General features: G+C 73.1%; 16 protein-coding genes. 7 read left to right on the forward strand and 9 right to left on the reverse strand.

The annotated features are described in order from the left end of the window. Positions 1–397: 397 nt before the first annotated feature. Positions 398–1,153, forward strand: coding sequence for an alpha/beta hydrolase (locus BLS99_RS20285; RefSeq protein WP_176953457.1), 756 nt, complete (start codon positions 398–400; stop codon positions 1,151–1,153). A gap of 7 nt (positions 1,154–1,160) precedes the next feature. Here BLS99_RS20285 and recO read toward each other — a convergent pair whose 3' ends face one another. Continuing rightward, positions 1,161–1,901, reverse strand: a complete 741-nt coding sequence (recO, locus tag BLS99_RS20290) for a DNA repair protein RecO (protein ID WP_218126755.1) — start codon at positions 1,899–1,901, stop codon at positions 1,161–1,163. A gap of 82 nt (positions 1,902–1,983) precedes the next feature. Between recO and BLS99_RS20295 the strand changes: the two genes are divergently transcribed. After that, a complete protein-coding gene (locus tag BLS99_RS20295) occupies positions 1,984–2,625 on the forward strand; it encodes an MOSC domain-containing protein (protein ID WP_091053561.1) in 642 nt (213 codons plus the stop codon). 8 nt (positions 2,626–2,633) lie between these two features. On the opposite strand, the gene BLS99_RS20300 is transcribed toward BLS99_RS20295, so the two are convergent. From BLS99_RS20300 to BLS99_RS20310, 3 genes are all read right to left on the reverse strand, one after another. Continuing rightward, positions 2,634–3,104 (reverse strand): hypothetical protein, encoded by a 471-nt coding sequence (locus BLS99_RS20300; RefSeq protein WP_091053562.1) that lies wholly within the window; start codon positions 3,102–3,104, stop codon positions 2,634–2,636. Between the two features lie 103 nt (positions 3,105–3,207). Then, complete coding sequence (locus BLS99_RS20305) at positions 3,208–3,837, reverse strand: endonuclease V (protein WP_091053827.1); 630 nt, start codon at positions 3,835–3,837, stop codon at positions 3,208–3,210. Between the two features lie 88 nt (positions 3,838–3,925). Further along, on the reverse strand, positions 3,926–4,234 hold the full coding sequence (locus tag BLS99_RS20310; RefSeq protein ID WP_091053563.1) for a hypothetical protein: 309 nt from the start codon (positions 4,232–4,234) through the stop codon (positions 3,926–3,928). A gap of 158 nt (positions 4,235–4,392) precedes the next feature. Here BLS99_RS20310 and BLS99_RS20315 point away from each other — a divergent pair, with 158 nt between their 5' ends. Next, on the forward strand, positions 4,393–5,475 hold the full coding sequence (locus BLS99_RS20315) for an NAD-dependent epimerase/dehydratase family protein (protein ID WP_176953458.1): 1,083 nt from the start codon (positions 4,393–4,395) through the stop codon (positions 5,473–5,475). Between the two features lie 58 nt (positions 5,476–5,533). Here BLS99_RS20315 and BLS99_RS20320 read toward each other — a convergent pair whose 3' ends face one another. From BLS99_RS20320 to BLS99_RS20340, 5 genes are all read right to left on the reverse strand, one after another. Continuing rightward, entirely contained in the window at positions 5,534–6,250 is a 717-nt protein-coding gene (locus tag BLS99_RS20320; protein ID WP_091053564.1) for a hypothetical protein, read from the reverse strand. A gap of 75 nt (positions 6,251–6,325) precedes the next feature. Further along, positions 6,326–7,474, reverse strand: a complete 1,149-nt coding sequence (locus BLS99_RS20325; protein ID WP_091053565.1) for a uroporphyrinogen-III synthase — start codon at positions 7,472–7,474, stop codon at positions 6,326–6,328. After that, a complete protein-coding gene (gene nirD / locus BLS99_RS20330) occupies positions 7,474–7,830 on the reverse strand; it encodes a nitrite reductase small subunit NirD (protein WP_091053566.1) in 357 nt (118 codons plus the stop codon). The genes BLS99_RS20325 and nirD overlap by 1 nt, the downstream gene beginning before the upstream one ends. A gap of 6 nt (positions 7,831–7,836) precedes the next feature. After that, positions 7,837–10,320, reverse strand: coding sequence for a nitrite reductase large subunit NirB (nirB, locus tag BLS99_RS20335; protein ID WP_091053567.1), 2,484 nt, complete (start codon positions 10,318–10,320; stop codon positions 7,837–7,839). Next, positions 10,317–11,738, reverse strand: a complete 1,422-nt coding sequence (locus tag BLS99_RS20340) for an FAD-dependent oxidoreductase (protein WP_091053568.1) — start codon at positions 11,736–11,738, stop codon at positions 10,317–10,319. Before BLS99_RS20340 ends, nirB begins: the two co-directional genes overlap by 4 nt. Positions 11,739–12,036: 298 nt before the next feature. On the opposite strand from BLS99_RS20340, the gene BLS99_RS20345 reads away from it, so the two are divergent. The 4 genes from BLS99_RS20345 (at position 12,037) to BLS99_RS20360 (ending at position 18,430) form a co-directional block, all read left to right on the forward strand. Next, on the forward strand, positions 12,037–14,493 hold the full coding sequence (locus BLS99_RS20345) for a terpene synthase family protein (RefSeq protein ID WP_091053569.1): 2,457 nt from the start codon (positions 12,037–12,039) through the stop codon (positions 14,491–14,493). Positions 14,494–14,995: 502 nt separating this feature from the next. After that, positions 14,996–15,790: a bestrophin-like domain gene (locus BLS99_RS20350; protein WP_091053570.1), complete on the forward strand. Its 795-nt coding sequence runs from the start codon at positions 14,996–14,998 to the stop codon at positions 15,788–15,790. A 97-nt stretch (positions 15,791–15,887) separates the two neighbouring features. Next, the gene (locus BLS99_RS20355; protein ID WP_091053571.1) at positions 15,888–17,303 is read left to right on the forward strand and encodes a family 2B encapsulin nanocompartment shell protein; all 1,416 of its coding nucleotides are present in this window, start codon (positions 15,888–15,890) and stop codon (positions 17,301–17,303) included. Between the two features lie 113 nt (positions 17,304–17,416). After that, complete coding sequence (locus BLS99_RS20360; RefSeq protein ID WP_091053572.1) at positions 17,417–18,430, forward strand: polyprenyl synthetase family protein; 1,014 nt, start codon at positions 17,417–17,419, stop codon at positions 18,428–18,430. Positions 18,431–18,447: the final 17 nt, after the last annotated feature.

Genomic DNA, 18,447 nt, shown 5'->3' on the forward strand with positions numbered 1-18,447 from the left:
GCCGCGAAGCGGCTCGGCCGTGCCGGACGCGCACACGCTCATGTACGCCGCCCCACGGCCTGGCTGCGAAGCCGCTCGGGCCTCACCCGGTCGTGCACACGCTGCCGTAGGCCGCCCGGTGCCCGGTGCCCGTTGCCCGTTGCCCGTTGCCCGTTGCCCGTTGCCCGTTGCCCGTTGCCCGTTGCCCGTTGCCCGTTCGCGTTCGCGTTCGCGTTCGCGTTCGCGTTCGCGTTCGCGTTCGCGTTCGCGTTCGCGTTCGCGTTCGCCAAGTATGGTGCCGTCCCGATGTCGGACCCTTCGGGCACTGTTAAACGGGGGCGACTGCGAATGCGCCGGGTCCTCGCGTTCGCCGCTGCGGGTCCTGGCGCCCGGGTGTGGGCTCTGTTACGTTCGGCGCGTGGAACCTCTCAACGTGGAGCACCGCGGCCGCACCCTCCGCGGCGTCCTCCACCTCCCCCATCCGCACCGCGAACCCGTCCCCGCCGTCGTGCTGTGCCACGGGTTCGGCGAGAACCGGATGGGGTCGCGCGACGAGTTCGTGCGCCTCGCCCGCATCCTCTCCGGCGAGGGCGTGGCCGCCTACCGCTTCGACTTCGCCGGGTTCGGCGAGTCCGACGGCGACCCGGTCGAGTTCGCCATCTCCGACCAGGCGTCGCAGCTCGACGCGGTCCTCGACCAGCTCGCGCGCAACCGCGCGCTCCTCCCCGAGCGGATCTCGGTCCTCGGCTTCAGCATGGGCGCGCTGACGGCGGTCCTGGTCGCGGGGCGCCGGCCGGTCCCGTCGCTCGCGCTGTGGGCGCCCTCGGGCGGCCCGCTCAACCTGCCGTACTGGAACCGCGGGCCCTACCGCGACCAGATCCGCGACTGGGGCTACGCCGACTACCGGGGCGTGCGCTTCGGCAGCGCGTTCCTCGACGACCTGCCGGGCCTCGACCAGTTCGCCGCCGCCGGGCGCCACGCCGGGCCGGCGCTCATCGCGGGCGGCACCGAGGACGGCCTCATGCGGGCCGAGTTCCTGGAGCCGTACCGGGAGGTCTGGGGCGACCGGCTCGAGATGCGCACCGTCGCGGGCATGGGCCACAGCCCGGGGACGCTCGCGCAGCGGCAGGAGCTGCTGGACCTGACCTCGGCGTTCCTGCTGCGGACGGTGTGAACGCGCGCTAGTGCGGCACGTACTTGAGCGTCCGCAGTGGACGTTCGGAGTGCCATTGGAAGTGCGCCGCGATGAGCCCCGCGGCCTCGCCCCGCTGGCGGGAGTCCGCGCCGACGGCGTTGGCCCAGTCGCCGGACTCCAAGGCGCGCATGAGGTCGAGCGAGGCGGTCGCGGGCACGGAGGCGCCGCCGGGGCGGCAGTCGCCGCAGACGGCGCCGCCGGCGGCGACGGCGAAGGCCCGGTGCCGCCCGTCGGCGCCGCACACCGCGCACTGGTCGAGCGAGGGCGCCCACCCGGCGGACTTCATGCCGCGCAGGAGGTACGAGTCCATGACGAGCACGGGCGGCAGCTCGGTCTCGGCGAGGGCCCGGAACGCGCCGAGGGTGAGCTGGAAGACGTCGATGTCGGGCTGGTGGTCCTCGGGGACGAGCCGCTCGGCGGCCTCGGCGATGACGCACGCGGCCGTGTACGTCGCCCAGTCGCCGCTGATGGCGCCGCCCGACAGGTGCAGGCCCACGGCCTGGGTGACGGTGTGGAGCTCGGCGCGGCCCTCGATGAGCTGGAGGTCGACGTGGCTGAAGGGCGCGAGGCGGGCCCCGAACTTCGAGGAGGTGCGGCGCAGGCCCTTGGCCATGGCGCGGTATCGGCCGCGGCCGCGGCCGAGGAGGGACACGATCGCGTCGGCCTCGCCGAGTTTGAAGGTGCGCAGGACCACCGCGTCGTCGCGGAACAGCTTCCGAGTGCTCACCCCCACCCGGCAAGCGTAGCCGGGACCCCCGACACCGCGAATCCGGTTGAGGCGCGCGCCCGGCGCCGATAGGCTCCGGCGCGTGAAGATCGTCTCCGTGAACGTCGGCCGGCCCCGGGAGAACCCGTGGAAGGGCCTCGCCGCGACCTACATCGACAAGCGGCCCGTCGCGGGCCCGGTCGCGGTGACCGCGCCGGGGCCGAAGGGCGACGGCTCGGTGGGCCTGGCGGGCGACCGGGTGGGCGACGTGCGGAACCACGGCGGCACCGACCAGGCCGTGTACGCCTTCGCGAGCGAGGACTACGCGCACTTCGGGGCGCTCGTGGGCCGCGAGTTCGGGCCCGGCGCGTTCGGGGAGAACCTGACGCTCGCCGGGTACGACGTGAACGCGGCGCTCATCGGCGAGCGGTGGGCCGGGCCCGGCGGGCTCGTGCTCCAGGTGACCGGCGCGCGCATCCCGTGCGGCACGTTCCGCGGCTGGATCGACGAGCGCGGCTGGCTGAAGACCTTCACCCGGGAGGCCCGGCCGGGCCCGTACCTGCGGGTCGTAGAGCCGGGCCGTGTCGAGGCCGGGGCGGACCTGGAGGTGGTGCACCGGCCCGGGCACGGAGTCACGACCGCGATGTTCTTCCGGGCGGCCATGGGCGAACGCGACCTCGTGGAGGAGGTCGCGTCCGTCCCGGACCTGGCGCCCGGCGACGCCGAGTGGCTGCGGGGGCGCTAGGACAGGCCCTAGGCCCCGACCGGCTCGGGGGCGGCGTCCTTGAGGGCGGGCCTGCGGAAGTAGGCGTTCGCGCTGGGGCTGAACATGACGGCGGTCGCGAGCAGCACGGCCGCGATGTGCGACATGCGGGCCACGAAGATGCCCATCATGAGGTCGCCGTCGCCGCCGAACGCCTCGATGAACGGGGTGCCGTCCATGAGGAGCCGGGCGGGCTCGACGACCAGTGAGGCGAGGCCGATGACGGACAGGAGCCCGGCGAGGGCCCAGCGGGCCCAGCGGCGGCCGGACGCGAAGATCAGGATGAGGACCATGACGGCGAGGTAGATCCCGCCGCGGACGGCCAGCGCCGTCCACGTGCCGGAGTCGATCCCGCCGTCGCGGTTCATCTCGCTGACGACGAACAGGGCTTCGATGACCCCCGCGACGACGGCGGTCGTCCACAGCAGGGCGGCGTTGGTGACTGAGTGGGGTTTCTGCATGCTCTCGACACTAGGGTCCAGACCCCCTGTTCTCGATCCTGCGGGCGGGCCGGTCCGGGGTGGGGTGGGCCCTACCCCCCCCGGGCGCCGCGGGGCGCGGCCGTCAGGCGGGGGCGGCTTCGGCGAGTCGCTTGCGCCCCAACTGGTCTGCGGCGCGGATCGGCTCGGGCAGGCGGTAGCGGGGGGCGAGTTCGAGGACGAGGTCGCGGGCGGTGGCGAGGGTCGCGCGGTGGCCGACCGACACGTACACGGGCTTGACGCCGTCCTGGGTGCGCAGGGCGCAGCCGACGGTCTCCTCCCCCGCGCTGATCGGGGTCCACGCGCCGCGGTCGGGCCCGGGGGCCTCGACGGGCAGGTGCGGGGGGTTCTTGGCGACGCCGATGGCGGGCGCGTCGAGGACGACGCCGAGGTGGCAGGCGAGGCCGAACCGCCGCGGGTGGGTGAGGCCGTATCCGTCGCACACGTACAGGTCGGGGGTGACGGTGAGCGCGTCGATCGCCTTGAGCAGCAAGGGGAGTTCGCGGAACGCGAGGAGGCCGGGCACGTACGGGAAGTCGGAGGTGCCGCGCACGACGGTCTGGTCGAGGACGGCGAGGTCGCCGCGGCGCAGGACGACCGCGGTGGCGACGGCGACGTCGGAGTCCTTGCCGTAGGCGATGTCGAGGCCCGCGACGGTGTCGATCGGCCGGTCGTCGTCGGCGACCACAACGCAGCCGGCGAGTTCGGTCTGCATCGCGACGGCCTCGGCCTCGTCGTGCGGCAGGCGGGTGTAGGGGGCGCGCTGCGGGGCTGTTTCGGAGTCGCTCACACCGGCAGCCTAGTCAGCCCTCGCCGCCGAGCTCGAAAGGGAAGTCGTCAGGGTCGAAAGCGCCGTCGAAATCGCCATCGGAATCACCGTCGAAAGCGCCGTCGAGGACGTCGCTGGAATCGTCACCGGCGGCGGTGTCCGCCTCGGCGCCGGTCTCGAAGCTGCCGTCGCCCTCGGCCTCGTAGTGGAACTCGCCGGGGCCGCCGGCGTCCGCGAGGAGGTCGTCCGCGGCGTCCTCGGCGGCGGGGTCCGGGGCCGCCTCCAGGGTCGCGAAGAAGTCCTCGCCGAACTCGTCGTCCCCGGTGTCCAGGTCATCGGTCATGGCGGCCTCCCCGCGTCTCCTTCCAGCATATTGAGCCCGCGCGGGCCCCGCCGCAAGTCCGCGCCCGCGGCAAGCGCCCGACCGCGCGCTGCCGAGAGCGGATATGCCGAGGGCGAACGGGGCTTGCCAGCCGACCGGCAGGCCGCCATGCTCAGGGCATGAGCACGCAACCGAAGCGCATCCTCGTCCTCGGCGGAACCGTCTACCTCTCCCGGACCATCGCGCAGCTCGCGATCGCGCGCGGCGACCGGGTGACCGTCGCCGCCCGCGGCTCCAGCGGCGAACCGCCCGCGGGCGCCGAGTTCGTCCCCATCGACCGCAGCGTCTCCGGCGGCGTCGATCCCCTGCGCGGCAGGGAGTTCGACGCGGTCTTCGACGTCGCGCGCATCCCCGCGCAGGTCGGCCCGGTCCTCGACGCCCTCGCCGACGGCGCCGGTCACTGGTCCTTCATCTCCTCGATCTCGGCCTACTCCGAGCACGCGGCCGTCACCGACGACCTGTACGAGCCGGCCCCGGACGACTCGACCGACCCGTCGGTGGAGGTCTACGGCGCCAGCAAGGTCGCCATCGAGAACAGGGTACGCGAGCGCCTGGGCGACCGCGCGCTCGTCACCCGGCCCGGCCTCATCGTCGGCGCCGGCGACCCCGTCGACCGGCTCGGGTACTGGCCGCTGCGCTTCAGCGAGGGCGGCGAGATCCTCGCCCCCGGCCCGAAGGAGCGGCCCGTGCAGTGGATCGACGTCGAGGACTACGCGAACTGGCTCCTCGACGCCGCCGACGCGAAGCTCACCGGCACCTTCGACGCGATCGGCGGCCACATCGGCATGGGCGCGTTCTTCGACGGTATCGCCGACGCGCTCGTCGACGAGGGCGTCATCGCCGAGCGGCCGCACCTCACGTGGGTGTCGCAGGAGTTCCTGCTCGAACAGGAGGTGACCCCATGGGCCGGGCACGAGTCGCTCGGCTTCTGGGTGCCCTCCCCCGACTACGACGGGCACGGCAGCCGCCCGCCCGGGCCCGCCGTCGCCGCCGGGCTCCGGCTCTCCACGCTGGAGACCACGGTCAAGCGGTGGTGGCGCGCGAACGCGGCCGCGCCCACGCTGCGGGCCGGCATGAGCCGCAGGCGCGAAGGCGAGCTGCTGGCCGCCTGGCACGGGACCGAGGCCGACACCGCGGCCCTGGAGCGGTACGACCGGGAGCGGGCCTTCGCGGTGCCGCCGGTGACCGCCCCGCCGGGGTAGGTCCCGCGGACACGGCAACGGCCCCGCCTTCCGGTGGGGCCGTTGCGATGTCGTGACGTTACTGCGCCGGGGGCGGGGGCGGCTGCTGCCCGTAGGGCGGCTGGCCCGGCTGCTGGCCGTACGGCGGCTGGCCGCCGTAGGGCGGCTGCCCCTGGTACGGGCCCGCGCCGAGGTCCTCCTTGCGGAAGAACTCGTTCGAGGCCGGCACCGCCAGCAGGATGATGATGATGAGCGAGCCGACGATGAACACGATGAGGGTCGCCCAGTCCAGAGCGGACACCCAGCTCGGGGTCGCGTCCTCGACCGCCTGCGTCATCTCGTCCTGGTACTCGGTGCCGTTGACGTTGTAGGTGGTCTCGCCGACCTGGCCGATGAGGCCGCCGAGGCCGCAGCACGCCAAGGCGATGCCCGACAGCACCCACGAGAGGATGCGCCCGGGGCGGTTCCCCTTGTTGTTCAGGATGCCGAGGATCACGTAGAACACCGCGAACAGCAGGTACACGCCCGCGACGGCCGCGAACGTGATCGTCATGATCGTGCCGATGTCGTCGGCGGTGATGCCCGAGCCCTCGAGGGACGGGTCGGTCTGGATCTGGTCGGTGACGACGTCCTTGACGCTCGCCTGGACCGCGAACATCGAGATGCCGGTGATGACGAGCAGTGCGGCGGTGAGGAACTGGGTCCACACCACCGCGGAGACCGTCGACGGCCTGGTCTTCGGGCCCGAGGGCAGGGGCTGCTGCGGCGGGTACTGCGGCGCTGGCGGGTACGCCATGGCGGCCTCCGATTCAGATTTCGCGTGGTGCGGGCTCCCTCATCGTACAAAGGGAAACCGGTTATCGCACGCCGCTCACACTTCGAGGTTCAGGCGGTAGCCGCGCTTGATCACCGTCTCCACACAGGACCGGAGGTGGACGGCGTCGCGCAGCCGCGTCACCGCCATCTCCACCGCGTGCCCGTCGGCGCCGCGCGGCAGGTGCCCCAGCAGCTCGGTGCGGGACAGGACGCGGCCGTTCGCGGAGGCGAGGGCCCGGATGACGGCCATCGGCGCGGGCGGCAGCTGGAACGGCTGGTCGTCGAGGAGGACCATGTGGCCGCGCAGCTCGATGTGGTGCCCGGTGGCCAGGAGCAGGCGCCGGGAGCGCTTGGGCAGCGCGGAGGCGACGGTGCGCACGAGCGAGCCGAGGCGGGCCCGCTGCGGCTGGGCCGTCTCGACCCCCAGGCGCTCCAAGGGGGCCGCGGTGACGGGGCCGACCGCGACGGGGAGGACGCCGTTGTCCTCCGCGGGCGCGCGGAACGCCTCCAGCATGTCGGCGGCCTGGTCCCCGGCGATGCGAAGGAGGGCGTTCGCGGCGGGCGCCGACGTGAAGGTGACCGCGTCGATGCGGCGGGCGCAGATCGCGTCCACGAGGCGCTGCACCGGCGTGATGTCGGTCGGGAGCGTCCACCGGTAGACCGGGACGGGGACGGCCGCGCCGCCGCCGGCGCGGACGGTGCGGATGAAGTCCTCGGCGGGGTCGCCGTGGAGCTGGATGGCGACCCGCTGGCCGCCGACGCCGCGTTCGCGCAGGTACCGGACGACCTCGTCGCCGGTCTCGGAGGGCGCGGTCCACTCCTCGGTGAGCCCGGCGGCGCGCACGGCGCCGAGGGCCTTGGGGCCGCGGCAGAGGATGCGGGCGCGAGCGAGGACTTCGAGGAGGTCCTCGCCCATGCCCCAGCCCTCGGCGGCCTCGAGCCAGCCGCGGAAACCGATGCCGGTGGTGGCGACGACGAGGTCCGGGGCCTCCCGGATGAGTTCGACGGTGGCCGCGCGGAGGGCCTCGTCGTCGGGGAGCGGGACGATGCGCAGCGTCGGGGCGACGATGGTGCGGGCGCCGCGGCGCTCCAGCAGGGTCGCGAGCTCGTCGGCGCGGCGCTGCGCCGTGACGGCCACGGTGTAGCCGGTCAGCGGCGCGAGCGACGTCCCGGCCTCTTGGACGGGGGCTCCGGCGGCGGCCATCAGGCGCCCGCTTTCGCTTCCGCGAGGGCGCCGACGCGGATCGCGCCGTCGGCCACCTCGACCGCGTAGACCTCCAGCGCGGCGGACTCGTCGTCGAGGCACGCGCCGGTCTTGAGGGAGAACGCCTGCTTGAGCAGGGGGCTGACGACGACCGGGTCGCCGCCGCGGTCGCCCACGAGGCCGCGGCTGATGACGTTGGCGCCGGTGAACGGGTCGCGGTTGGCGACCGCGTAGAGGCTGTCGTCGGGGAGCCGGAACACGGCGACCTGCTCGCCGCCGGGGAGGAGCGCGGCGACGCCGCGGCCGGGCACGAGCCGGTCGAATGCGCAGATTGCCTGGAGCGGAGGCGAGGTCATTGCGGATCACTTCCCTTGGGACGAGCGGATGACGGGCGTGCCGAGCAGGACCGGGCGCGAGCGCTCGGCGGACCCGGCCGGGAACTTCTGGCCGCGGACCTCTTCGAACTCGATCGAGGGGTCCGGGGTGTCGGGGGCGTTGACGAAGGAGACGAACCGCTGGAGCTTCTCGGGGTCGTCGATGACGCCCTTCCACTCGTCGGCGTAGGTCGCGACGTGCTTGGCCATCATGGCGTCGAGGTCCGCGCAGATGCCGAGCCGGTCGTCGACGATGACGCCGCGCAGGTAGTCGAGGCCGCCGTCGAGGCCCTCGACCCACTTGGAGGTGCGCTGGAGGCGGTCGGCGGTGGAGATGTAGAACATGAGGAACCGGTCGATGGTGCGCACCAGGGTCGCGGAGTCCACGTCGGACAGGAGCAGGTCGGCGTGGCGGGGCGTGAAGCCGCCGTTGCCGCCGACGTACAGGTTCCAGCCGTGCTCGGTGGCGATGACCCCGAAGTCCTTGCTGCGGGCCTCGGCACATTCGCGCGCGCACCCGGAGACGGCGGACTTGAGCTTGTGGGGGCTGCGCAGGCCCCGGTAGCGCAGTTCGAGGTCGATCGCCATCTTGACCGAGTCCTGGACGCCGTAGCGGCACCAGTCGGTGCCGACGCAGGACTTGACGGTGCGCAGGGCCTTCCCGTAGGCGTGGCCGGACTCGAAGCCGGCGTCCACGAGCCGGCGCCAGATCTTCGGCAGGTCCTCGACGCGGGCGCCGAACATGTCGATGCGCTGGCCGCCGGTGATCTTGGTGTACAGGTCGAAGTCCTTGGCGACCTGGCCGATGACGATGAGCCTGTCGGGGGTGATCTCGCCGCCGGGGATGCGCGGGACGACCGAGTAGGTGCCGTTGCGCTGCATGTTGGCGAGGAAGTGGTCGTTGGTGTCCTGGAGCGCGGCCTGCTCGCCGTCGAGGATGTGGCCGTTGGACAGCGACGCGAGGATCGAGGCGACGGCGGGCTTGCACAGGTCGCAGCCGGAGCCGGTGCCGTGGCGGGCGATGAGCTCGGAGAACGTGGTGATGCCGGTGACCTTGACGGTGTCGAACAGCTCGGCCCGGGACTGGGTGAAGTGCTCGCACACGGCCTTGGAGACCTCCACGCCGCCTTCGGAGAGGAGCTGCTTGAGCATGGGGACGCAGGAGCCGCAGGAGGTGCCGGCCCTGGTGCAGGACTTGAGCTCGGCGACGTCGTGGCAGCCTTCGTGGATGGCGCCCATGATCTCGCCCTTGGTGACGGCGTTGCAGGAGCAGACCTGCGCGCCGTCGGGGAGCCCCCCTTCGACCTCGCCGCCGCCGAGGAGGTCGGCGAGCTTGCCGGGGACCTTGCCGCCGACGCTGGCGCGCAGGAGCGGGTAGGGCTCGGCGTCGCCGACGAGCATCCCGCCGAGCAGGGTGGTGGCGTCGTCGGAGAGGACGAGCTTCGCGTAGGTGCCGTTCGCGGGGTCGAGGTAGGTGGTGGCGAGGGGGCCGTCGAAGGCGCCGAACTGGGCGACGTCGACGCCGAGGAGCTTGAGCTTGGTCGACATGTCGGCGCCCGGGAACGTCGCCTCGCCGCCGGCGAGCCGGTCGGCGACGACCTCGGCCATCGCGTAGCCGGGGGCGACGAGCCCGTAGCAGACGCCCTCCACGGCGGCGACCTCGCCGATCGCGTACACGTCGGGATCCGAAGTGGCGCAGGAGAGGTCGGTGAGGATGCCGCCGCGCTCGCCGACCGCGATCCCGCAGTCGCGGGCGAGCTGGTCGCGGGGGCGCACGCCCGCGGCGAAGACGATGAGGTCGGTGTCGTAGGCGACCCCGTCCTTGTTCGTGTCCATGCGCAAGCGCCCGTCGACCGCGTCGATGCGGGTGCCGCCGGTGCCGCAGTCGACGCCGATCCCGAGGGATTCGATGTGCTGCTTGAGGACCCCGCCGCCGGCCTCGTCGAGCTGGCGGGCCATGAGCCACGGCGCGAACTCGACGATCTGCGTCTCCAGGCCGAGGAGCTTGAGGGCGTTGGCGGCTTCGAGGCCCAGGAGGCCGCCGCCGATGACGGTGCCGTGGCGCCGTCCCGCGGCGCGGGCCTTGATGGCCTCCAGGTCCTCGATGGTGCGGTACACGAACACGCCGGGGAGGTCCCTGCCCTCGACCGGGGGCACGAACGCGTAGGAGCCGGTGGCGAACACGAGCTTGTCGTACGGGTACTCGCCCGTCGCGGAGCGGACCACCTTGGCCTCGCGGTCGACCGCGGTGGCGGGCTCGCCGAGGCGGACCTCGACGCCGGGGAGGTCCGAGGCGAGCGACAGGTCCTCGGCGCTGGCGCCGTCGAAGAACGCCGAGAGGCGGACCCGGTCGTAGGCGGGCCGGGGCTCCTCGCACAGGACGGTGACCTCCCAAGAGGGGTCGCGCTGGGCGACGGCCTCCAGGAAGCGGCGCCCGACCATGCCGTCGCCGATGACTACGAGTTCGCTCATGCTGACACCTCATCGAGTTGTGCCGCGGCCCGGCCGAGGCCGTCCGCGGTGCCGTTCAGCCACTTGCAGAGTCCGGCGACGTCCTCGGAGCAGGTCCCGCAGCCGGTGGTGGCCTGGGTGGCGTCGGACAGGGCTTGGGGAGTGCGCGCGCCCGCGAAGAACGCGTCGCCGAGCTCCCGCTTGGTGACGTTGTTGCAGCGGCAGACCACGACCTCGTCGGGCATGGACGCCGGCGTCGCGGGGGCCACCGAGACCGATTCGCCCGGGCGGCCCATGAGGAGGGTGCGGCGGTCGTGCGGCACCGGGTCGCCGGTGTCGAACAGCTGGACCACCCGGCCCACCATGGGGTTGTCGCCGAGCATGACCGCGCCCGCGAGGCGGCCCTCGGCGTCGATCACCAGCCGCGCGTACGTGCCGCGGGCGGGGTCGGCGAAGGAGACGACCTCGTCGCCCTCGACCCGGCCCATCGCGGCGAGCTCGATGCCGGACGCCTTGAGGCGGGTGACGAGCCGCGAGCCCTCGTAGGCGGCGTCGGGGTTGACCCCTGAGAGCCGGTCGACGACGACGTCCGCCTGCTCCCAGGCGGGCCCGACGAGCCCGTAGGGGATCCCGCGGTGCTCGGCGCAGTCGCCGACGGCGTACACGTCCGGGTGCGAGGTGCGGCAGTCGTCGTCGATGACGACCCCGCGCCCGCACTCGATCCCCATGGCGCGCGCCAGGTCCGTGTTCGGGCGGATGCCGCACGAGACGACCAGGAGCTGCCCGGTGACGGTGCGCCCGTCGGCGAGGACGAGCGTGAGCCCGTCGTCCCCGTGGAGGACCCGGGTGGTCTGCGCGTCGACCACCGACTCGACGCCGACCTCGGCGTAGGCGTCGGCGAGGACGCGCGCGCCGAGCGGGTCGAGCTGGCGGTCCATGAGGTGGCCGGCGGCGTGGACCACGGTGACGTCCATGCCGCGCTTGGCGAGTCCGCGGGCGGACTCCAGGCCGAGCAGGCCCCCGCCGAGGACGATCGCGGAGGCGCGGTTCGCGGCCTCGCCGAGGATCGCGCGGGCGTCCTCGATGGTCCGCAGGACGTAGGCGCCGGTGGGGAGCGGATCGAGGCCGGGGATGGGCGGGACGAACGCCTCCGCGCCGGTGGCGAGCACCAGCTTGTCGAAGGCGGTGCCGCCCACGGTCTTCGCGTCGAGGTCGACCGACTCGACGGCCTCGCCCAGGCGCAGCTCGACGTGGTCGGGCGGGACCGGCAGGGCGATCTCGGCCTCGGTCTGCTTGCCCGCGATCATGCTCGACAGCAGGATGCGGTTGTACGCGGCCTCGGACTCGGCGCCGAACACGGTGACGTCGACGCCGCGGCGCCCGAGCTCGCGGGCGATGCGGGCCCCGGCCATGCCGTAGCCGACGATGGCGACCTTCACGCGCTGGACCTCCAGGGTGCTGGGCTGACTGCGGACGCGGCTCCGGGGGTGCTTCCGCGCTCCCGGCGCCGCGCCGTCGGAGCGACGGCGCTGTCAGCCCCCGACTGGCGTCTAGGTTCACCCGGGCCTGTTTCGCGATCGAGCGGCCAATGTTTCGCGTGTGCTAAGTAGTCCGCACGCCCCGGGAGCCGCGCCTCGACAGCTCGTGCACGGCACCCGACTGGGGGTAGCGGCCCGGCCCGGAAACCCTTACAGTGGGACCGCCTGCATTCCACCGGTTTCGCCGATAGGGAGCGCTATGTCAAAAAATCACCCGTTCGTGTTGCCCACGTTCTACCTGCCGTATCCGGCGCGGCTGAATCCGCACGTCGAGGGCGCCCGCGTCCACGCGCGCGCGTGGGCGAAGGAGATGGGGATGCTCGACGCGCCCGCCGAGGGCGGCGGCGTGGTCTGGGACCTGGCCGAACTCGACCGGCACGACTACGGGCTGCTGTGCGCGTACACGCACCCCGACTGCGACGCGCCGGCCCTGGACCTGGTCACCGACTGGTACGTGTGGGTGTTCTTCTTCGACGACCACTTCCTCGACGCCTTCAAGCGCACCCGCGACAAGGCCGGCGCGAAGGCGTACCTCGACCGGATCCCCCTGTTCATGCCCGTGGACCTCGGCGGGACCCCCGAGCCGGAGAACCCGGTGGAGCTGGGGCTGCTGGACCTGTGGGGGCGCACCGCCCCGGCGATGTCGGCGGGCTGGCGCGAGCGGTTCCTGGCGTCCACGGTGAACCTCCTGTTCGAGTCGCTGTGGGAGCTCGACAACATCACGTCCGCCCGCGTGGCGAACCCGATCGAGTACATCGAGATGCGCCGCAAGGTCGGCGGCGCCCCCTGGTCGGCGGGCCTGGTCGAGTACGCCGTCGGGGCCGAGGTCCCGGCGAAGGTGGCCGCGTCCCGGCCCCTGGAGGTCCTGCGCGACACGTTCGCCGACGCCGTGCACCTGCGCAACGACCTGTTCAGCTACGAGCGGGAGGTCACCGACGAGGGCGAGAACGCGAACGCGGTCCTCGTCTTCGAGCGGTTCCTGGGCCTGGCGACGCAGCCGGCCGCCGAACTCGTCAACGACATCCTCACCTCGCGGCTGCACCAGTTCGAGAACACCGCGCTCACCGAGATCCCCGTCCTCAGCGCCGCCGAAGGGGTCACACCGCCCGAGCAGGCCGCAATCGCCCTGTACGCCAAGGGGCTCCAGGACTGGCAGGCCGGCGGGCACGAGTGGCATATGCGGTCGAGCCGGTACATGAACGACGCCGCGCAGCGGGTCCTGGGCGGCCCCAACGGGATCGGCACCTCGCAGGCGCGGATCGCGGCCTCGGCGCTCAAGCAGCACTCGCGGGCCCCGTTCCGCAAGGTCGGGCCGACCGCGATGCCGGCGTTCCGCCAGCCGTTCGAACTGCGGCTCAACCCGCACCTCGACGAGGCCCGGCGCCACGGCACCGAGTGGGCCGCGAAGATGGGCTTCCTCGCGCCCGACCCGGCCCTCCCGGGCTCGGGCCTGTGGCACCGCAAGCAGTTCGAGGGCTTCGACTTCGCGCTGTGCTCGGCCGGGATCGACCCCGAGGGCACCGCCGAGGAGCTGAACGCCTCCGCCGACTGGCTCGCGTGGGGCACCTACGGCGACGACTACTACCCCGCGGCCTTCGGCCGCGGCAGGCACCTCGGCGCCGCCGTCGCGCAGCACCGGCGCCTGCTGGAGTTCATGCCCGTGGACCTCGGCCCGGTCCCGGCCCCGGCCAACCCGGTCGAGCTCGGGCTCGCCGACCTGTGGGGCCGCACGGCCGCCGGGTTCGACGAGCGCGCCCGCGGCGAGTTCCGGCGGGCCGTGGAGAAGATGCTCGAAGGCTGGCTGTGGGAGCTGCACACCGAGGGCCAGAACCGCGTCCCCGACCCGGTCGACTACGTCGAGATGCGCCGCGACTCCTTCGGCTCGGACCTGACGATGTCCCTGGCGCGCCTGCGGAAGGGCCGCACGGTGCCCGACGCGGTGTGGCGCTCGCGCCCGCTCGTGTGGATGGAGGCCGCCGCGATGGACGCGGTGTGCCTGCTCAACGACGTGTGCTCGTACCAGAAGGAGGTCGAGTACGAGGGGCAGCTGCTCAACGGGGTCGTCGTGGTCGAGGAGTACCTGGAGGTCGGCCGGGAGGAGGCGGTGCGGATCACCGCGGCCCTCGCCGACGCCCGGATCGAGCAGTTCGAGATGGTCGAGGCCAACGACGTGCCGGGCCTGGCCGCCGAGCACGGCCTCAACACCGGGGCGCAGGCCGCGCTCGCGTCCTATGTGGCCGACCTGAAGAACTGGATCGCGGCGATCCACAAGTGGCACCTGGACGGGACCGACCGATACCGGGAGTCGTCGCTGCGGCGCCTCGGCGACGCCGGACCGGGCTCGACCGCGGCCCACGGGGTCGGCCGGTTCCTGGAGGCGGGGGCGCCCGACGCGGCCCCGGTCCCGGCCGAGCGCCGGATCCCGGGGCCCGCGACATGGCGCACCTACCTGCCGGCCCGGCCGGAGAACGCCGCCCCGGCGCCGATGGCGGCGACGAACGCGAGCACGGTGGCGGCGAGCCGCTTCTTCAAGGTCGCGGAGTCCTCGTCCTCCTCGTGGGGGACGGCGGCCGCGTCGTCCACCAGCAGCCCGTCGGGCAGCGGACCGGGGTCGGCAGCAGGGTCGGGGAGCGGCGCCTCGGCCGCACTCGACTGAGGCGCTTCGGAACTCGGTTCCGCGGCGGGATCGGGCGAGGGCGCCGGGGAGGCCGCCGCAGGGGACTCGGGCGCGGGCTCGGTCGTGACGGGCCCGGGCTCGCTCGGCTCGGGCGGCGAAGGCTCGGCGGGCGTGGTCGGCGGCTCCGGTGACGGGGGCGTCGGCGGCTCGGGCTCGGTCGGCTCCGGCGGCGGCGTCGGGGAGGGCGGCGGGTGCGACGGGCACTCCAGCAGCGGCGGCAGGTCCGGGAGGTCGATGATCGGCAGCTCGATGCAGATCGTGAGCAGGAGCCCCCGACCGCCGGTGCCGTGCTCGGGCTCGGCCTGGGACGCCTCGGCCTCGGGACCGGCGCCCGAGGCCAGCGCGAGTCCCGTGAAGACCGTCATCGCCGCCGCCGCGATGACCAAGGCCACTAGGCGCCGCACGTATCCCACCACAATCTTCTGCGTTGTTCATCACGATTCATACTCTTTATTCTGCTTTACGAAGTCTGGTGAGATCAATGGCCATCTGGCTCCAGGGACTCCTGTTCACCCTTACGGTCGTAGCGGCGGCGTGCGTCGTCATCGCGCTGCTCCAGCGGTTCGCCCCGCCGACCGACCGCGCCCACAACAACGAGCTCGGGACGACGATCTTCGAGCTCCTCACCGTCCTGTACGCGATCGTCCTCGCGTTCGTCCTCATCACCGCGTGGGAGAACAAGGAGGAGGCGGGGCAGGTGACCTACCGGGAGGCGAACGAGCTCGTCGACGTCTACTGGGCCGCCGCCGCGCTCGAACCCGACCAGCGCGACGAGGTGCGGGAGGCGGTGCGGGCCTACACCGACGAGGTCATCGAGGAGGAGTGGCCGGCGATGCGCGACCAGGAGCCGGTGTCCACCGAGGGGCTGATCCTGCTCGACGCGATGCGCGCGCCGGTGGCGGGGGCGCAGACCGACGACGACGTGGTGCAGGCGCGGCTGACGGCCGCGGAGGACGGGGTCCTGGCGATCACCGAGTACCGCACCGACCGGCTGCTCCAGGCCCAGCGGGGCCTGAGCGCGGCGATGTGGACGGTGCTGGTGCCGGGCGCGATCCTGGTGTTCGCGGTGATGCTGACGCTGGGGACGCCGACGCGGAAGTACCAGTACGTGCTGGTGGGGCTCATCTCGGGGATGGTGGCGCTCATGCTGTTCGCGACCTACCAGCTGGAGTACCCGTTCAGCCGGAGCGGGGCGACCGACCCGGTGGCGTACGAGACCGCGGTTGAGCGCTTCGACTACATAGACGCGAACTATGCGCACGATCAACTCTTTTGAGTGATTTATTGGAGTTTCGGCCCCAACAGGCAATATGATGCTAGTCGAGCCTTGACCGCCGCGAAGTGCGACCTCGTATCCAGAAGGACGTGTTCACATGACCGACGCCGTCGTCGTCCCCCAGCAGACCTCCAACGGACAGCACCCCCAGACCCCGACCAGCCTCAGCACCGCCGCCGCCCGCAACCTCGCCACCACCACCAAGTCCGCCCCCCAGATGCAGGAGATCACCTCCCGGTGGCTCCTCAAGGTGCTCCCGTGGGTGCAGACCCAGGGCGGGGCGTTCCGGGTCAACCGGCGCCTCACCCACACCGTCGGCGACGGCCGCGTCGAGTTCAGCACCGAGGGCGACGCCGTCCGCGTCATCCCCACCGAGCTCGGCGAGATCGCCCACCTGCGCGGCATCGACGACGAGGAGGTCCTGGCCGCGCTCGCCGACCGCTTCGAGCAGCGCGAGATCGGCGCGGGCGAGCACCTGGCGCAGCAGGGGGCGCCGGTCGACGGCCTGCACCTCGTCGCGCACGGCCGGGTCGAGCAGTTCGGGGAGGGCAAGTTCGGCGACCGGTTCTCCATGGGAGTCCTGGTCGACGGCGACCACTTCGGCGACGAGGTCCTCACCGAGGACGCCCCGGTGTGGGGCAACGACGTCATCGCCGCGACCCCGGTCACGGTCCTGACGCTCCCGGCCGCCGCGGTCGCCGAGCTCGTCGAGCGCATCCCCGCGCTCGGGTCGCACCTGGAGCGGTTCCGCGCGGGCCGCTCGGCGAAGACGAACAAGCACGGCGAGTCCGCGATCGACATCGCCGCGGGCCACACCGGCGAACCGCACCTGCCGACGACGTTCGTGGACTACGAGCTCGCCCCGCGCGAGTACGAGCTGTCGGTCGCCCAGACCGTGCTGCGCGTCCACACCCGCGTCGCCGACCTCTACAACCAGCCGATGAACCAGATGGAGCAGCAGCTCCGCCTCACCGTCGAGGCCCTCCGCGAGCAGCAGGAGGACCAGATGATCAACAACCGGGAGTTCGGGCTCCTGCACAACGCCGCGCTCAACCAGCGCATCCCGACCCGCTCGGGCCCGCCGACGCCCGACGACCTCGACGAGCTCATCTCCCGGCGCCGCGACACCCGCGTGATCCTCGCGCACCCGAAGGCCATCGCCGCCATCGGCCGCGAGCTGAACAAGCGGGGCCTGTACCCGCCGCTGGCGAGCTTCCAGGGCGGCGAGGCCGTCGCGTGGCGGGGCGTGCCGGTCCTGCCGTGCAACAAGATCCCGATCACCTCCGCCGGCACCACCTCGATCCTGGCGATGCGCCTGGGCGAGGACAACCAGGGCGTCGTGGGCCTGCACCAGACCGGCCTGCCCGACGAGTACGAGCCCGGACTCTCGGTGCGCTTCATGGGCATCGACGAGAAGGCCGTCATGTCGTACCTCGTCAGCGCCTACTTCTCGGTCGCGGTCCTCGTCCCCGACGCGCTCGGCATCCTCGAGCACGTCGAGATCGGACGCTAGCCCGCAGTTCGCACCGTCCGGGCGGCCGCGGACCGCACCCCCGCGGCCGCCCGGGCCCGACACCGGGGGTGCCCGAGCACCCCCGGGGACCCCATCGAGAGGGAGGCCCCCGCATGACCGTCCTGACCGACCAGTACGCCGCCGAGCGCGCGGCGATCGACGCCGGGCTCCGCGCGGCCGCGGCCCGGCTCCCCGCCCCCGCCGCCCGGATCACCGCCTATCACTACGGGTGGACCGACGAGGCCGGAGCGGCGGTCGACGCCAACTCCGGCAAGGCGCTGCGGCCGCTCCTGACGCTCCTCGCCGCCACGGCCGTCTCGGGCGACTGGCGCGACGCCGTCCCGGCCGCCGTCGCGGTGGAGATGGTCCACAACTTCTCCCTCATCCACGACGACATCATCGACCGCGACCACCTGCGCCGGCACCGGCCGACCGCGTGGAAGGCCTTCGGCGTCAACGACGCGATCCTCGTCGGCGACGCGCTCCACGCGCTCGCCTTCGAGTGCCTGGCCGAGGCCGGCGGCGAGCGCGCCGCGGCCGGGGCGGGGCTGCTCGCGCAGACCGTGCGGGCCCTCATCGAGGGCCAGCTCGCCGACACCCGGTTCGAGGACCGCGACCAGGTCGACCTCGCCGAGTGCGTGGCGATGAGCGAGGCGAAGACCGCCTCGCTCATGGGCTGCGCCACCGCGCTCGGGGCGCTGTTCGGCGGCGGGACCCCCGAGCAGGTGGAGGCGCTGCGGGACTTCGGGTTCCGGCTCGGGTTGGCGTTCCAGCACGTCGACGACCTGCTCGGGATCTGGGGCGACCCGGCCGTCACCGGCAAGGCCGTCTACTCCGACCTGCGCAACCGCAAGAAGTCGCTGCCGGTGACCGCCGCGCTCGGCTCGGGGCACGCCGACGCCTTGGAGCTGGCCCGGATCTACCGCGCGGACGGCCCCCTCGACGACCAGGGCCTGCGCCGCGCCGCCGACCTCGTGGAGTCCTGCGGGGGCCGCACGGCGAGCCAGCGCGCGGCCGAGTCGCTGACCGCGGCGGCCGCGAGGGGCCTCGCGGGCCGGCGGCTGCGCGACGAGGGCGTGGAGGCGCTCGCGAGCCTGGCGGCGAGCACCGTCGGCAGGGCCAGTTAATGGGCTCCGGTCCCGCC

This window comes from Glycomyces sambucus (assembly GCF_900102815.1).
Classification (GTDB): Bacteria; Actinomycetota; Actinomycetes; order Mycobacteriales; family Micromonosporaceae; genus Glycomyces; species Glycomyces sambucus.

Bases quoted from the DNA above. Each gene is read 5' to 3' on its own strand.
- BLS99_RS20300 (WP_091053562.1), bottom strand. From the start codon at position 3,104: ATGCAGAAACCCCACTCAGTCACCAACGCCGCCCTGCTGTGGACGACC.
- BLS99_RS20305 (WP_091053827.1), bottom strand. From the start codon at position 3,837: ATGCAGACCGAACTCGCCGGCTGCGTTGTGGTCGCCGACGACGACCGG.
- BLS99_RS20310 (WP_091053563.1), bottom strand. From the start codon at position 4,234: ATGACCGATGACCTGGACACCGGGGACGACGAGTTCGGCGAGGACTTC.
- BLS99_RS20315 (WP_176953458.1), top strand. From the start codon at position 4,393: ATGAGCACGCAACCGAAGCGCATCCTCGTCCTCGGCGGAACCGTCTAC.
- BLS99_RS20320 (WP_091053564.1), bottom strand. From the start codon at position 6,250: ATGGCGTACCCGCCAGCGCCGCAGTACCCGCCGCAGCAGCCCCTGCCC.
- BLS99_RS20325 (WP_091053565.1), bottom strand. From the start codon at position 7,474: ATGGCCGCCGCCGGAGCCCCCGTCCAAGAGGCCGGGACGTCGCTCGCG.
- nirD (WP_091053566.1), bottom strand. From the start codon at position 7,830: ATGACCTCGCCTCCGCTCCAGGCAATCTGCGCATTCGACCGGCTCGTG.
- nirB (WP_091053567.1), bottom strand. From the start codon at position 10,320: ATGAGCGAACTCGTAGTCATCGGCGACGGCATGGTCGGGCGCCGCTTC.
- BLS99_RS20345 (WP_091053569.1), top strand. From the start codon at position 12,037: ATGTCAAAAAATCACCCGTTCGTGTTGCCCACGTTCTACCTGCCGTAT.
- BLS99_RS20350 (WP_091053570.1), top strand. From the start codon at position 14,996: ATGGCCATCTGGCTCCAGGGACTCCTGTTCACCCTTACGGTCGTAGCG.
- BLS99_RS20355 (WP_091053571.1), top strand. From the start codon at position 15,888: ATGACCGACGCCGTCGTCGTCCCCCAGCAGACCTCCAACGGACAGCAC.
- BLS99_RS20360 (WP_091053572.1), top strand. From the start codon at position 17,417: ATGACCGTCCTGACCGACCAGTACGCCGCCGAGCGCGCGGCGATCGAC.